General features: G+C 61.5%; 11 protein-coding genes. All 11 read right to left on the bottom strand.

Annotated elements, in window-relative coordinates; all coding sequences use genetic code 11:
* Window positions 1-81 precede the first annotated feature (81 nt).
* From feaR to bcsE, 11 genes are read right to left on the bottom strand one after another with little or no spacing between them, the layout of a single operon-like run.
* Complete coding sequence (feaR, locus tag ACODTO_RS01100) at window positions 82-1,044, bottom strand: transcriptional regulator FeaR (RefSeq protein WP_258632560.1); 963 nt, start codon at window positions 1,042-1,044, stop codon at window positions 82-84.
* A 42-nt stretch (window positions 1,045-1,086) separates the two neighbouring features.
* Complete coding sequence (locus tag ACODTO_RS01095; protein WP_258632558.1) at window positions 1,087-1,506, bottom strand: hypothetical protein; 420 nt, start codon at window positions 1,504-1,506, stop codon at window positions 1,087-1,089.
* A gap of 48 nt (window positions 1,507-1,554) precedes the next feature.
* Window positions 1,555-4,782 carry a cellulose synthase subunit BcsC-related outer membrane protein gene (locus ACODTO_RS01090; protein WP_489105836.1) on the bottom strand — a complete coding sequence of 1,076 codons (3,228 nt, stop codon included), beginning with the start codon at window positions 4,780-4,782 and terminating at the stop codon, window positions 1,555-1,557.
* Window positions 4,770-5,885, bottom strand: coding sequence for a cellulose synthase complex periplasmic endoglucanase BcsZ (gene bcsZ, locus ACODTO_RS01085; RefSeq protein ID WP_258632556.1), 1,116 nt, complete (start codon window positions 5,883-5,885; stop codon window positions 4,770-4,772). Before bcsZ ends, ACODTO_RS01090 begins: the two co-directional genes overlap by 13 nt.
* Window positions 5,885-8,155 carry a cellulose biosynthesis cyclic di-GMP-binding regulatory protein BcsB gene (gene bcsB / locus ACODTO_RS01080; RefSeq protein ID WP_258632554.1) on the bottom strand — a complete coding sequence of 757 codons (2,271 nt, stop codon included), beginning with the start codon at window positions 8,153-8,155 and terminating at the stop codon, window positions 5,885-5,887. The genes bcsZ and bcsB overlap by 1 nt, the downstream gene beginning before the upstream one ends.
* Window positions 8,152-10,743, bottom strand: a complete 2,592-nt coding sequence (bcsA, locus tag ACODTO_RS01075) for a UDP-forming cellulose synthase catalytic subunit (protein ID WP_258632552.1) — start codon at window positions 10,741-10,743, stop codon at window positions 8,152-8,154. The genes bcsB and bcsA overlap by 4 nt, the downstream gene beginning before the upstream one ends.
* Window positions 10,740-11,462: a cellulose biosynthesis protein BcsQ gene (gene bcsQ, locus ACODTO_RS01070; protein WP_258632550.1), complete on the bottom strand. Its 723-nt coding sequence runs from the start codon at window positions 11,460-11,462 to the stop codon at window positions 10,740-10,742. Before bcsQ ends, bcsA begins: the two co-directional genes overlap by 4 nt.
* On the bottom strand, window positions 11,459-11,671 hold the full coding sequence (gene bcsR / locus ACODTO_RS01065) for a cellulose biosynthesis protein BcsR (protein WP_258632548.1): 213 nt from the start codon (window positions 11,669-11,671) through the stop codon (window positions 11,459-11,461). The genes bcsQ and bcsR overlap by 4 nt, the downstream gene beginning before the upstream one ends.
* Window positions 11,672-11,679: 8 nt before the next feature.
* Window positions 11,680-13,299 carry a cellulose biosynthesis protein BcsG gene (gene bcsG, locus ACODTO_RS01060; protein WP_258632547.1) on the bottom strand — a complete coding sequence of 540 codons (1,620 nt, stop codon included), beginning with the start codon at window positions 13,297-13,299 and terminating at the stop codon, window positions 11,680-11,682.
* Window positions 13,292-13,486, bottom strand: a complete 195-nt coding sequence (gene bcsF, locus ACODTO_RS01055; RefSeq protein WP_367575687.1) for a cellulose biosynthesis protein BcsF — start codon at window positions 13,484-13,486, stop codon at window positions 13,292-13,294. Before bcsF ends, bcsG begins: the two co-directional genes overlap by 8 nt.
* On the bottom strand, window positions 13,483-15,072 hold the full coding sequence (gene bcsE, locus ACODTO_RS01050; RefSeq protein WP_258632545.1) for a cellulose biosynthesis protein BcsE: 1,590 nt from the start codon (window positions 15,070-15,072) through the stop codon (window positions 13,483-13,485). The genes bcsF and bcsE overlap by 4 nt, the downstream gene beginning before the upstream one ends.
* Window positions 15,073-15,318 lie beyond the last annotated feature (246 nt).

Below are 15,318 nucleotides of genomic sequence, written 5' to 3'. Positions count from 1 at the left end.
TAGAATTGAGATGAGCCAGGAACGCTTGACTGAGCGTGACAGGGCTGCTTTGCATTCCTTGCCAACCTGATCTGCTGGCGTCTATTGACGGAGCAATGAGACATTCATTCGATAATCTCGTGGGGATAGCTGAAAACGACGCTTGAAGGCGCGGCTGAAATGAGCAGCGTCGAAAAATCCCCACTTGAAAGCGATTTGCGTGATGGATTCCTGGGTGAGCTCATAGGCACAAAGATCGTGTGCAACCCGTTCCAACCGTCGACACTGAATGTAACGACTTATCGTCTCACCCTGTTCTTCGAACAGCCTGTACAGCTGTCTGACGGAGAGGCGTAGTTGACTCGCCAGGTTGGCAGGGGTGAGCGAGTTGTCCTGCAATTGCTCATCGATCAGTTTGATCGCCAGGCCATACAACTCACTCGGTTCAAGCTTTTCTTCCATGACCGGTAGTTGAGCCTGATCACTCAATGCGGGCCTCAGCAGCGCCAGCAACGCTGACTGTATGGCGTTTCCATCTTCCTGTGGATGTCTGACACCGTTGCAGAGTTGCGGATCACTGACGGAGTGAATCAAGGTGCGCATAAGCCGTGTGGAAACGCAATTGCGAGACAGCTTTCCAAACAGCGGCTGCCCCTTCAGCTGTTGTTCGACGATGTCGCGCAGCAAATGAGTCGACACATTTTCGATCAATCCACCCGGCTCGATTTCAAATGCACTGGCCGAATCAACCAGTGCCAGATCCCCCGTGGTCAACTCAATCGTTTGTCCCATCTGCTGGATGCGTTGCCGACCGCTTCGCTGAAAAATCAGAAAGCAATACTGATCGTCGCCGTGATCGGCGTTGGGGCACCGACGGGCAATGTACCCGGCGTTGGTCCTGACATGGGCGATGCCCAACCCGCCAAAGTCCCGCCGATGGATCTCCCCGATGAACAAACCATGACGCTGCGAGGGCGTCGTTGAGAGATTTCCACAGGCGGATTGAAGAGAAGCGCTCCAGTATTCGAACGTCGCTGAATTATCGCGGGAAAAGGAAGGAATCATGGTTGCACCTCAAGGAGGCCGGCATCTGCGTTGTTATTTTAGTTAACATATTATCCATTTATCCAAAGCGCAAGCCCGCGGGCGGATTGAAAGGGGCTTGCAGATCCTTTTCACAACAAATCCGAGTGCTCTCATTGAATATCCGCCAGCACCGCCTGATTGCGCCCTCGCTCCTTGCCCACACCGAGCAGCCGCGTCGCCTGGAGCAACCGAAACAGCGGCGCGGCTACCTGGTTTTCCGGGATGGTAGATCAGCGTGCCCTCCCCGTTCGGCGATGAACAGCGTGCTGTACGCGCCGTGCGCTTCATCAGTTCATCCAGCAGAACGTCGACACAGGCCAGGATGCGGTGCTTGCCGGAGGCAGCCACATCGGGCGTGGCGATGGTCGTCATCCAGGTATTGCTGGAGTAATCCCAATACATGCGGGTATGGGATACGACCCAGGGGGTTTCTCGCGCCATCTATCGATTTCCTCTGCCGCCATCTCCCGATGGCGGTGTTTGACCTGATCAGCGCATTTGCGCATAGGGCGAAAGTGGCTCGACCGGCAAAGGCAGGTTGCCTTGCCAAGGGTCAAAGGTGTATCGCAGGTACAGCAGGGCGCGACTCGGCGCATAGTCTTCGCTGTGTTGCCAGGCCAGTCCGCCGCCCAATACGAGGTGATCCGAAAGACGGCGCTCGACCAGGCCTTGCAGGCGCACGTTGGCACCGCTGGTGGAGCCTGCGGCCTTGACCTGGTTCACATTCTCGGCGGTAAAACCTGCTTGCTGCACGCTGCTCAGCCAGTTCGCTCCGGCCCCCTCCAGGGGATAGAGCTCACTGGCCTGGGTGGTCGCATAAGCCCAGCCAAGCGAACCTTCCAGCCGCACCGACCAGTCGGCGTTGCGCCAGGCATAATCGAGCGGAACACCCAGCGAGTAATATTGCTGGGGGCTGTAGTAGCCACCCTGCCCAAGGGTGAACTCGCTCAGGTCCTTGTCATAGCCCCAATACATCAGTGTCAGGCCGGTCTGCAGACGCTCGTCGGCCCGTTCAATCAGGTTGTAGTAGTAGCCGCCCATCGCCGAACGACGGCTGTTATTGGCGACGTTCTCGCCCCGCAACAAATGCGCGCCAAGACTGGCCCAGACACCGTCCACCGTGCTGGTCGCATGGCTCAGGTCAAGGCGCAGGCCATTGGCGGTGACGCCGCCCCAGCGAACGCCGCTGACGGGATCGACGGCTCCGGCGTGGGACAACAGCGAATCGCTCACCGGTCGGCGCGAGGCCGTGAGTTTCCAGTTCAGGCTGTTCCAGTCACTGGCAAAGCTGACCCCGCCCAACCAGTTCGCGACGGGGAAGCCTTCGGCGGAATGGCCGATATCCACGGCCCAACGCTCATCCCGCCAACCGATTGCCAGTGTGCTGCCACGCGCACGTTGCGTCTCGCCCGGGCAGCCGCCGGGAGACAGCACACCGGTTGCACGATTACGCAAGCGGATCGCGCAAGTACCAAATCTTTCGCGATGCAGGCCGTCGGCATCGGTGTCGAAGGCTCCAGCATCCAGATCGATGTTTTCGGCCTGGACAAAGCCTCGGCCTTGGGCCACCGGCGCGTCGATGCGCAGGATCGAGGTCTGGGCCAGCAAGTCGGAGACACCCGGCGTGGTGTTGTCGGAACGCCAGGCGATGTCATGGTAGAGATGGACCGTCGGATTCTGTTGCTGGTACACGCCCTCGACTTCCTGACGCAAACTGCGTGACAGCCAGTCGTCGCTGTCTTTCTCGCGGCTGGCCAGGGTCAGGGCGCGATCGTCCCGGGGGCTGGCCTGGGCTGGGCTCAGCAGGCCGGCAGCCGCCATGCCACGGGCGTATTGATCGAATGCCACTTGAGGTTGTTGCCTGGCCATCAGCCGGGCGCCGTCGCGGTAGATCAGCGGATCGCTTTGCGGGGTGTTCAGCAATTGCGCGAACAGGGCATCGGCCTTTTCCGGATGGCCAACGGCGGTCCAGGCATTGGCCTGGCGTCGCAGGTGGTCAGGGCTCGCGGCCGGAGCTGAAGCCATTTGCTCCAACCGCTGCTGCGCCGGTTGCATTTGACCGTCGGCGATCAGGGTTTCGATCAAGCCCAACTGCGCCTCGGCATTCTGTGCATCACGCAGCAACGCTTGGCGGTAATAGGTTTGAGCCTGGACCCGGTCACCGCGCTGCAATGCCCAACCGGCGACTGTCGCCAAGTCCTCGCTGTTGGGCTGCTGCAACAACAGGGTCACCGCCTGGACTTCATGACCGGCGTCGCGCAGGGCTTTGGCTCGCGCCAGCAGCAGGCGGCGCTGCAATTGACTGGCCAAATCCTGCATGGGCTGACTCCAGGTCGATCGTGAGATCTGCGTCAGTGCGTCCAGCGCCTCGCTGTCCCGGCCGGTGGCATTCAAATACAGCGCCTGGGCATAACGCGCCTCGGGATTGTGTGATTGACGCTGCATCAGTTGGCGGAAGGTGTCCTCGGCCGCGCCGGTCTGTCTCAGCGCCTGCTGGGCCTTGGCCAAATGAAAGGCCAACCAGGGGTCGTCCCCATCGAGCATTCGGGCCTTGAGCAGCAGACTGTTGACCTGCGCCCAATCGGACCGTCGCGTGGCAACATCGGCCTGGGCCTTCAAACGCGCGAGCGCGAGGCTCTGGCGCAACGCCTGGAATTCGCGCGACTGCGCAGGCGAGAGCCTATCGAGAAAGGTCTCAAGCTGCTGTGGTGAATGGGCCTGGTACAGACGGACCAGTGCCCATGACGCCCTGGCATCGCTCGGCCGCATTTTGCGGGCCTGCTGGTACGCCTTCTCGGCCTTGACCAGCTCTTTGCGCCGCAGGGCCTGATCACCCTGGCGCAACAGTATTGAATAATGATCGATGGCTTTCGGGCCTTGCTGCCGACGTTTGGCCGCGGCCTGCCAGGCTGGATCGGCCAAGCGTTGTTGTTGAAGCTGCACCTGCTCGAAGGCTTTTCCCTTGAGAGGCGAATCGGGATAGTGAGCGATAAAGTCCTGCCAGCCGCGCACGCTGTTCGGGCTGATGGGCAGACGGTTCAGGTAGTTGAGTTCCTGCTGGGCGGCATCCCTGCTCGCCAGTGGATCACTCGCCAACCGATGCAGAATCGCCAAGCCCTCGGCGTCTTTTTTCTGCGCGAACAACAGGTTCGCGAGCACCAATCGCAGGCCTGTATTGCCCGGATACTGACCATCCAGTGCCCGCAGTTGTTCGATGGCCGTTGTCCGCTGCCCGGGCATGCCGCTGCGTGCCTGCCAGTACTCCACGGCGCTGGCAAGATCCGGCGGGGCATCACCGAATAATTGTCGGTACACCCCGACCGCCTCCTGTGCTTTTCCCGTCGCCGCCAGTTCCCGCGCCTGATGCAAGTCCTTTTGCCCCTTCACGCTTTGCAGCGTGAACAGGCTACGGGCCTGGAGCAGCTCCTGGGAATCCGGCGCCTGGCGCTGCAAGGTCTCCAGCAAGCGCGCGGCCAGCGGCTGATCCTGTTGCAGCAGCGCCTGGCGGATCCCGGCGACCAGCACTCGTGGCTGGTCGGGGGCAATCAGGTTCAGGCGCGCCAACGCGTCACGGACCAGGTCTTCGCGATAAAGCGCTTCGCCGGTGCGCATCTGCTCCAGAAACCGTTGTTGCTGATCAATTGGCGTGGCGGCCTGGCTTAGCGCGGGCTCACACAGACATCCCAGCAGCAACGCCCATCCCACTATTTTTTGCATGCGCCCGCCCAATTCGGTAGCAGACGTCCGTTCTTGTCAAATCGATATCGCCGCTCATCCCAGCCTTGGCCGAATAACAGCAAGGAGCGGTTGTAATAAGCATCGGGGGCGGGTGGTTCCTGGCGCAGCCGTTCACGTTGGCCCTTCAATGCCTCAGCGCTGGCGGGCGCACTGGCCAACAGGGGTAGCAGAGCCGCGGAAAAGCCCACGGGGCCCTTGCCGGTGTCGGCACCGGTGCGGGTGTCGAGCATTTCCGGCACCGCCCCCTGACGCGTGACCTGCGCCAACATGGGTTGGAAATGCTCGAGCAACTCACGCCGTCCGGACGCATCCTCGGCCAGCATTCCGAGCCATAGATAGACTCTGATCGCGTCGTAGCTGCCCTTGGTGCCCGTCACGCTATCGGCCGCCCAGCCCTGCCCGGTTCGCCACAGTAACCAGTCGGGGGCCAGGCCCAAGGGCGAGCCCTCCATCAGCATGCGCTGCGAGTTGGCGGCGAGTTCGCCCCAGATCGGCGCCACCTGGGCAAACCGCGCCAGCAGTTGCGGGGGAAGATAGCTGGGATTCAGCCGCCAACTGTCGGCGCTGTCAAAACCCTGCCCTCCCGGGAGCAGCATCAGGCCCAGCCCTGGCACATTGCGCATGCTCTGCGCCGCACTCAGCCAGAGCATATTGAGCCCGAGCTTTTCATAGGCGGGTTGGCGCCAAAGTCGCCCCGCCTCCAACAGGCTGTAGGCGATCCACAAATCGGAGTCACTGGCATTGTTGGCGTCGAGGACCTTCCAATGGCCTTCCTGGTCGCGGCCCCATTGCCAGGCCGGCAACCGGCGAGACAGGTCGCCGCCGGCCAGATTGTCCTGGGTCCAGCTCAACAACCGGGCGAAGCTCGCCCGGTCATTGGCCAACAGCGCGAAGAACAGGCCATAGCTCTGCCCTTCCGACGTGGTGATCCGTTGTTCGGTGGAGAGGTCGACGACCCGGCCGTCAGGGCTCACCAACACCTGCTTGTAGGTTTCCCAGGCCGGCCAGCCGCACTGCGCCGCACTCGCCGGGCCAACGACACACAGGCTCAACAGCAGCACCAGAAAACCTCTCACGGGCATCACTCCTGACCCATCAGCCGCCGCCGGGAAACCCAGCCGAGCGAGCGCCACAATACGAATGCAATGAGCAGCACGATCAGTACCACCGTCAGCGCCAGCAACACCGGGTGCTCGGAGAGTTGGAACCAGAGCAGCAACCACCAGGGCAGATGTCCGACGAAGTACTGCTCGCCAACCTGGCTGCTCTCTACGCCGCTGCTACGCAGCAGCGCTACGGAACCCGCCACGACGTCCATCTTCCCGCCGTCAGCGAGCGTGTCGCGCAGCAGTTGGTAATCGGCGTCAGTGTTGGCCTGCAGCGCGACAATGCTGCGTTGCTCATGGAACGGAGACTTGAGCCCGACGAAGGCGGCAATCGGCGCCTGGGCCGAGACCTCGACCCGATGGGCCGGCTGGCGCCTGACGTCGTTGAGCTGACCGACACGCGCCGACGAACCGTTTAGCGACTGGCTGGACGGTTCCAGCAACCAATCATGGAGGTTATCCAGTACCAGATTCATATCCGGGTTGCTGCCGATATCAGCTCCCAGCCCTCCCAACACCAACAGGTCGGCATCCGTCCGGGCCGCCATGCCCCAGTCGGTGGACAGTTGCAGACCCAACGCCGGCGCACCCGAGCGTGCGCTGATCGCGGCCACGGTTTCCAGCAATGTGCTGATCTGCACCGCACTTCCTTGGGCCGGCACCATGACCAGCGTTTGCGACAGATCGGCCATGCGCGTGAATGGGAACCCGCTGCGGGCAAACGCCTTCAGATCCGGCATGGCGATGAAATGGTGATAGCCGGACAAATCGATCGTCGAGGCTTCGTCAATCACCGCCTGATTGCTTGCCGGCAAAATCGTCTGGCAATGATCACGTTGAGCGCTGCCAAGGGTGCTGGCAAAGTTGAAGTCGAAGCGCAGGGTGTTGCGTTCGCCGACTTTCAGCGCGGGCACCCACACCTTCTCGTCGGGATTGGCAGGGTCAGTGGACAGCACCGCCAGGCGCAGCCTTTGCAGCTTCGAGCTATCACTGCTCGGCAAGGGCAAGCTGCTGATGAACTGATCATTGAGATTGATGTTCAGCCGCGACTCATCGGTGACCACGCTGGGCGTATAGCGATAGTTGATCTGCAACGGGACCCCTTGGCTGCGCCAGACAAACAGATCCGGCGGCAGGTTGAGATCGACGCTGATCGGCGCCGGGCGCAAGCCGCTTGCCTGCAACTGCCCGGGGTAGCTGATCAACTCGGCGAATCGGACCGCACGATCAGTGCGAATCCAGTTAGGCGCGTCGTAGGGTTGCCGGGGCTTGAGTTGCTGCAGCTTGTCCACCGTCACCCGCGAACCGCGCAACAGATCCCCGCCCAGCGCCAGTGCGCGGGCAGCGACAAGCAGATCCTCGTCATCACGACCGAGCACCAGCAGCACCTTGCTGTGAGGCGCCTGCGGGTTGTCGATCATTTGCAGCACCGGTGCCGCGACCTTTGGAAACTGCTCCAGGTCGGCCAGGAACGGCGGGCGACGGTCATTGGTGGCGAATACAATCGCAGGCGTGGCGCCGGTCCCGGCCTCGGGCAGACGGTCGAATAACACCGGAAAACGCATGCCCCGCCAACCGGCCTTGCTGCCGAAATAAGACGCCAGGACGCCCGCCGCGCGTTGCTCGCCCAATGTGGGCGAGGCTGCGAAAACCATGTTCAGACTCGGCTTGTCCTGGCCCCGTGCATCGAAGAACGGCAAAGGGAAATAAGCCAGGTCGTTCTTCAGCGACAATGCCTGCTCGTGCAGTTCGATCTCGCTGCGACGGCCGATATTGACCCATAGCGCATTATTGGCCGGATCTTCACAAACGTCGGTGTAGTGGCCGACGAACTCCAGGCGTACCCGGTTGAAGTCTGTGATCAACAGCGGATCCAGCACCACGTCGCGGAATGTCTTGCGCCCCAGTTGTTCTTTCTCGATGGGTAGCACACTGACGAGCACATCATTGAGATACACCCGCAGATGTGACAACACCGGCAGCAACGCGGGCGACGGTGTGAACTCCAGCCGCAAGCGGGCATCGCTGGCGATGCGGTCGCGACGCAACGAAAATTCGATCTGCTCGCTGTCATGAATCCCCAGCAACAGGTTGTCGGCGGCGTGACCCAACTGACCGAAATTGTAGGTATTGCTCCAGCTCGGGACCGAATCGAGCGGCGGCGTTGCGAGGCCTTGGGCCTGTGCGCCGCCAAGGGTCAGGAGCGCCAGGCCGGCAACCAGGGATTTACTGAAATAGCGACTCATGTTGGGTTCACTGACCGAGAAGAAGATGAAAAAAACGAGGACGGCATCCGCGGCAGGTAACTCAACAACCAGCCCAGCAGGCGCAGTGGCGGTCCGGCCACGCGGCGGACCCACACAGGCAGGTATTGGTAGAGTTGGAAGTAGCCCTTGGCACCGAGTTTGAAAATATCGATCAGGCTGTGCAGGGGCCTGTCCGGGACATAGTTTTCACCCCAATTCAACCAGGCATCGGCACGGGCGAACGTGCACTGCACAAAGTCGATTTTTTGCCGGGTGGACAATTGGCCAAAATCGATGCCAACGAATTGCTCGTGGCTGCGGCTGACCAGACCGGGAAACAGGAACTCTCGCGAGTCACGCTGCATCAGCAACGAAATACGCCCGCCAACCGGCAGCGACAACGGCACATCGATCTGTACGCCGACACCGCCATCGGAATAATCAAGCAGCGTGCCCGGGTACGAATGGCCGCTGTCCAGGCGCACCGCCACCGGTAACCGGGTCTGCACCCGATGCGTCTGCCGTACCTGGCGAACTTCGGCCGCGACCGCGACCGCCGCACCGAGGATCAACAGGTTGTAGATCACCCACAGCGAGCTCACCAGCACCGTGCCGACCTCATTGTCCGGCCCCGTGACCAACCGCCAACAGGCGAAACCCAGCCCGGCGATGTTCAGGCCCGCCAGGACCAGATAAGGCCGGGCGATTTTCCAGTCGAACCGGTCGTACGCCATCAGGCCACCCTTGGAGGTGACGTTGAAGGTGCCTTTGTTCGGGCTGAACAGTGCCACCGTGGTGGGTCGGGCGATGTACCAGGCCAGGACGGTCTCATAGACCTCGCCCCAGAACGTCTGCCGATAGCGACCCTGCATGCGCGAGTTGGTCAGGCTGGCATGGATCATCGGCGGTAACACGTACAACAGGATCATCAACGCCGGGGCATAGATGATGTAGGCGTGCAGCAGCAGGAAAGCCAAGGGCGCGATCAAGAATATCAACCGCGGCAAACCAGCGAGGAAGTGCATCATCGCGTTGGCGTAGCAGATCCGTTGGAACACCGTCAGGCCCTTGCCCAGCAACGGGTTGTCGGTACGGAAAATCTGCGCCATGCCTCGGGCCCAACGGATGCGCTGGCCGATATGGGCGGACAGGCTTTCCGTGGCCAGGCCGGCCGCCTGGGGAATGCGTACATACGCCGAGTTCCACCCGGCGCGATGCAGGCGCAAGGCTGTATGGGCATCCTCGGTCACGGTCTGCACCGCAAATCCGCCGATCTCATCCAGCGCCGAACGCCGCAGCACCGCACAGGAGCCGCAGAAGAAAGCGGCATTCCACATATCGTTGCCATCCTGGATCAGGCCATAGAACAGTTCGCCCTCGTTTGGCCTGTTGCGGAACACCGAGAGGTTGCGTTCGAAAGGATCCGCGGAGAGGAAGTGATGGGGCGTCTGGACCAGCGCCAATTTCGGATCGCGCAGGAACCAGCCCACCGTCAACTGCAGGAACGAGCGAACCGGCATATGGTCGCAATCGAACAGGGCGACCAGTTCGCCGTCCAGGCGACCCAACGCGTGGTTGAGGTTGCCGGCCTTGGCATGGCGATTGTCCGGACGAATGATGTAGCCGACCCCGACTTCGGCGGCGAACTGGCGAAAGGCTTCGCGCTTGCCGTCGTCCAGGATATGGATCCGCAGTTTTTCTTCCGGCCAGTCAATGCCCAGGGCGGCGTAGACGGTGCCGCGCACCACCGAAAGGTCCTCGTTATAGGTCGGAATCAATAAATCGACGGTCGGCCAGTGCCGAGTATCGTCCGGCAACTGCGCCGGCTCACGGTTCAGTGGCCAGCAGGTCTGGATGTAACCAAAGATCAGCACGATCCAGGAGTAAGTCTCCGCCGCCAACAGCGCCAGGCCACAGGCCAGATCCAGGGGCTGATCCCAATTCAGTGTCGAGGTGTAGCGCCACCACAAGTAACGGCAGGAGACAATGGTGGACAACACCACCATCAACAAGGTCGCGAAACGCCCGGGCATGCCGCGCACCAGCATGGCCAGGCCCCAGAGCAAGAGTCCGAAGACCAGTTGCTCCACATAACCAAACGGTTCAGTGATGCACAACACCGTCAGCAGAACCAACTGGGCGACCAGGAAACCGCCAAGCAGCCATTGGCGGTGCCGCTCCAGGCCTTTCCACCAGTGGACGCCCTGGGTGACTCGCGAGTGGTCGCGGATACGTCGGGTCTGCTGTTGGAGCGCATTGCTCAGCTGCAGCCACACCGTCCGATTCAGGGCGACGACCCGCGTCCACCCGCTAAACGAGTTCGACCGCTGCTCTGGCGCGACCGGTCGTATCAACAGCAACCAGATGCTTTGCAGGACGTAACGCAAGGGATCGCCAAGACTCGGCGACTTGGCGGCCAACTGTGGATACCAGCGTTGCCGCTGGTCCAGCAACTGACGCCAGGCGGCCGACTCCAAGCGCAACACCAACCAGGCCAGGACGCTCGCCAACGCCAGCAGCAGCGCAACCAGCGGGCCGCATCCGTGCTTATTGCGCAAATACTGATAAGGGAAGCAGCGGGCGATCATGCACCCTCCCCTTGTCGGGTCTGGCACCATATCGCCAGGCTGAGCGCGTCCTGCGCCACCAGGCTGCCCGGCGCATAGCGGCCCACCGGCTGCTTGCAGGCCAATGCTTCGCGCATCGCTTCATCGCTGTGCACGGTCACCGGCAGCAGCCGCGCATCATAGTGTTGACGCCAGATCAGCATCAAGTCGCGTTGAATCTGACTGGCTGGATCGAACCGATTGAGCAACAGGTAGTCGGCCATCTCCTCCTGCTGTTGCAGCAAGACGTGACAGGCGGCATCGGCCTCGATCACCTGAATCTGCAATTGGCAGGACACGGCGCTGTCATGCCAGGGCGTGCGATGGGGAAAATCGAACAGTATCCAATCGAAGTGCTCGGCCAAGGCACTCATGCGCCTGTCCCAGAGTCCGGGCTGATGGCTCAACTCCTGCTCCAGATGCATCTGCTCGGCCCTGAAGAGTCGACCATAGGGCAGCAGACTGAAATTCGGCGCGAGGTTCCAGAACTGACCTTTCCAATCCTGGCCATCGAGCAGGGCTCGCGCCCAGCCGCTCGTCTGCGTGACGGCCAGGTTGAAGTGCAGGCGCAGCAGATTCTCCGGGCACATATCCACCAGCAGCACGCGCTGCTCCAGGGTGTGCAGGGCGTAACCGAGGGCTGCCAGCAACGAACTGCTGCCAGCGCCACCGCGCAAGCCGTGCAAAGCCAAAGACGTCACGTTGCCACCTCCGACTCGTTCTGGCGCGCCAGCGAAACCCGTGCCCCGGGCGCCCGTTGCACCTGCTCGAACTCGGCGAGCAGCGGCCAGCGCTGTAAGGCACGTCGCAACTCTTTCTGAAGCGAGACGTCGACATATTTCAAGGCGGGTAATTGCAACTCGGCCTTCAATCGAGCGATGTCATCGGCCCGCTCTGTGCGAGTCAGCAACCTGGCGCTCATTTGGACATCGCCCGGTAAGGCAGCCATGCGTCTTTCTCCCCGATCCGTACATAAGGCGTTGCGGCGTAATCCAGCACTACGCTGTTTTCGCTCTCCGACACCCACGAGGTTTGCGCTAACCCCTTCAGCAGAGGTTGCAAGTCCGGCTGTTGGTCCTCGACCCGAGAGGACGAGGCATACAGCCGGTCGATGATTTGCGCCAAGGCCAGGTAGCTGCTCGGCTCGCTGATGTGCAAAGGCGCGGAGCGAGGGTTACGCCCCATGCCGATCAACTTGATGCCGACAGGCACCTGGGTGATCGCCGGGCCGGGTATTTCACGCATGCCGGGGAACTGCATGCGGTCGCCGCGCAGGGCAGCGCCGTGATCCGGCACCATCACCACGACGACGGGGCGACCACTGAGCTCCAGTTGTTCGAGAAAACCGTTCAAGTCGTCCAGCAGCGTCTGGGCGCGTGCCCTGTAGTCAGCGCGGCGGCCAACACCATCGTCTGTCACGAGCCGGTTGTCCTCATGCAAGGTCAGGGTGTTGTAGAACAGCGCCACTCGCTGATCGGGTTGCGCTTGGCGGTGTTGCCACCAGAGGTCCAATACCTCGCCATCGCGCAACACCGGTGAACCGTCTGGTCCCATCAGCTCGGGCGACAAATGGCTGAGATCAATCTCCGGTCCCGGCAACGCGCCCAGGGTTTGCACGGCATTTAGAAAACCATCGAGCTGCCCCGTATGATTGAGCAGGGTTTCACCGACGAAACCCTGCCTGCCCAACTCATCGAACAGCAGACAAGGCTCCTCGGCTGGAACATACAGTTGGCTGCGCGGCGTCTGGCCGCACCCGGCACGTAACAGCCGAAGCGTGGCTGGTATGCGCTCGGAGGCGGCCGAGTTGAAGTGGTCGAACAGCACGTCCATTCGCCGCAGCAACGGGTGGTCGCGCAAACCGCTGAACTCCAGATCATCCCAGGCCATGGAATCAATGTTGATCAGCACCAGATCGAAGGGCTGCGCGGCAGAGGTCGAAGGCGTGAATCTGACTCGTCGCTCGGCCTCGGTGCGGTAGAACTGCTGCAGGTAGTTGTCGACCGCCGCGCTTGCCCCCATGACCGTATCGCCCGGCGCGCTGACTCGCGTAGCGTCCGGCTCGTGGCCCGGGTATAGCACCAGCAGGTTGACACAACCCAACCAGGCCAGACCGGCCAGGCTCAGCGTGGTCATGCGCAGCCAGGGCTGGACAAACAAATACGCCACCACCAACAGCAGCAGCCAACCAAAGAGGTTCCAATCGACCAGACGCTCGGCCAACGCCAAGAGATGGCCGGAGAAAAAATCCGCCACCGAAGGCCATGCCATCCAGTTGCTCAAAGGTGGCAGCCAGGTGTCTTGATAGAACAGCGCCACCGCCGTCGGCACGGCGATCAGCCGACGCCCAATGACGCTAAAACGGCTGTTCAAGGGCATCAGCAAAAAGGCCGCGAGCAACAGATTGGGTAATACCTGAACGTTCAGGTAGCCGCCCCACTGCAAGGCGAACTTGAGCATGAAGTACAGGTTCCAGTGACCCAGACCGGGCCCGCTCCGCACGGCGCCCGTAGGGATCGCTGACTCGAACTTACTCATGTGGCGCACTCGGGGGCAGGCGCGTCGAGGCGCGTCGGGGCATACGGTGAGGCTTCAAGTAGCGCGGCGGCAGAAAGCTCTGGAACCAGTCTCGTCCCTGACGCCAGAAACCGCGCAACAACAGGGCCAGCGCCAACGTCAAAAAGCTGCTCGTGGCAATGACCTGGAGTAACTCGTAATAACTCATTGGCAGTAGTCCGTGATCGCCAAACGGACTCGTTCTGGCATGTAGGCACCCATTTCGGCTCGTGCCCGCGTCGCTGTCTCCGCCCGGTCCGGGGCCAGGCGAAACGTGTCCGACAGACTCGCAGCGTTAAGGAACGCGGCACGCGGCAAATCATCCAACTCGGCAAGGGGTTGGCAATCGGTGAACAAGTTGCGCCACGGCAGGCGACAGATGTTGCCCAGTGCCGACGCCAGGCCATCACTGCGGCAAGCGAACAGAAACAGATATAGAACGCCATCCACCACGGTGGCGATATCGCCGAAACGGCGCAGGGTGATCTGGTGCAGGCATTGTTCGATTGCCAGTGCGCGTCGCGGCTGCAACCGCAGCAGTTGGTGCTCGACTTCGCCAGAAGCGCCGCTATAAATCCGATCCAGCACCGACAAGAACTCCTGAGGAGCCAATAGACCCCGTAGGGTCGGCGCCCGCAAACGTGCGAGCAACGACTCCAGATCGCTGCTCGCGCGCCTGCGGCGCCACACTTGACCCTGCACACTGTCGACCAGGCTGAAGAAGCGAGGCAACGCGTTGCCAAAAGGCACGATGATGTTCGCCCCACAGGACATCAACAGACGCTCGTCGCGATAGCGCAAGCAGGGCTCCATTTCTCGCACAATGATTTTCAGCGCCGTACCGCAATGCTTGCGTAGCTGGTACAGCTCGCGCGCCAATGCTTCCACCTGCTGATCACTTTCGACAGCCACCAGTACGCTCGCGGCGCGGGCTTGGGTCGCCTGTTGCAACAGGTCGATACGCCGCTCGAACACACGCCACTGCTCGGATGGCGCCGCAGCGCCCTCCAGCACCACGCGCTGAGCGACATAGATGCGCTGATCATCGGTGCGTGTGGGGGGTGGAGTGGCTTGCTCGGCCTGGACCAAGCCAAAGCCCGAGTCCAGAAGGTCCAGCTCGAATTCCCGGGCGCCGCAAACGCCCTGGTCGTTGTGCCAGAAGTGCGACTGATAGTGGATACCCCCATCACGCCGGTACAACTGTGCCAAGCCGGATAGGTGCTCATTGAGACGGGTCAGTTCGGCATGCAGTTGCGGAGCCTGTCCATAGCCCAGGACCAGGAGTGTGCAGCGCTGTTCACGCAGCCAGCATCTCAACTCGCTGCACCATCGCTGCAGTCGCACCGCGTCGAAGGCTTGCCAAGAGGAAGCCGGCAACATCAACAGCAGGAGACTGCCCGGCGGCGTTCGAGCGCGACTCAGTTCCGATGGTAGCGACTTGAGGGCCAAACGGATGACCGCTTCAGGCACTTCGAACAAACGCAACTCGCCAGCCCCGGATCGCTCGTTCAGCGCGCCAACCAAGTGCTCGGGATAATGGCCACACCAAACCAGGCTGGCCGGATGCTGTTGCGGCAATGCGATTAAGCCTTGCAGTGCCAGCGCTTCGACATCGCGAGTACGATCGACGGCCACCCAGTACAGTCCTCCTTGACGCATCAACAACTGCTCATCCGGAACCCCCCGGATAGCCAAGGAAATATGACTCAAGCGAACGCCCCTCCCCCCATTTAATGCATTTGCGATGCGGAACACGACACCCAGTCATCCGGACAAATCAGCGTATTAACAACACGATCACTGGTTTTGCACTGGGAAGTGCGCAATATCAAAACAGTGGCGCATAGTGCAGACGATAGAAAGTCTCGACTATCGGCCGATGCTGATTCTTAGCAGGGTAAATGATGACAAGCGTAGGGTTCGCCCTACCCTCGTTCGGCGAAGCCGCCGTCAACCAGCGCCCTTGCGTAGCGCGGGGTAATGGTGTGAGTGCCCGGCATC

The sequence above is a fragment of the Pseudomonas sp. FG13 genome (genome assembly GCF_057809755.1).
The sequence above is the reverse complement of the archived record's forward strand: the minus strand, read 5'-3'. Positions and strand labels throughout refer to the sequence as shown.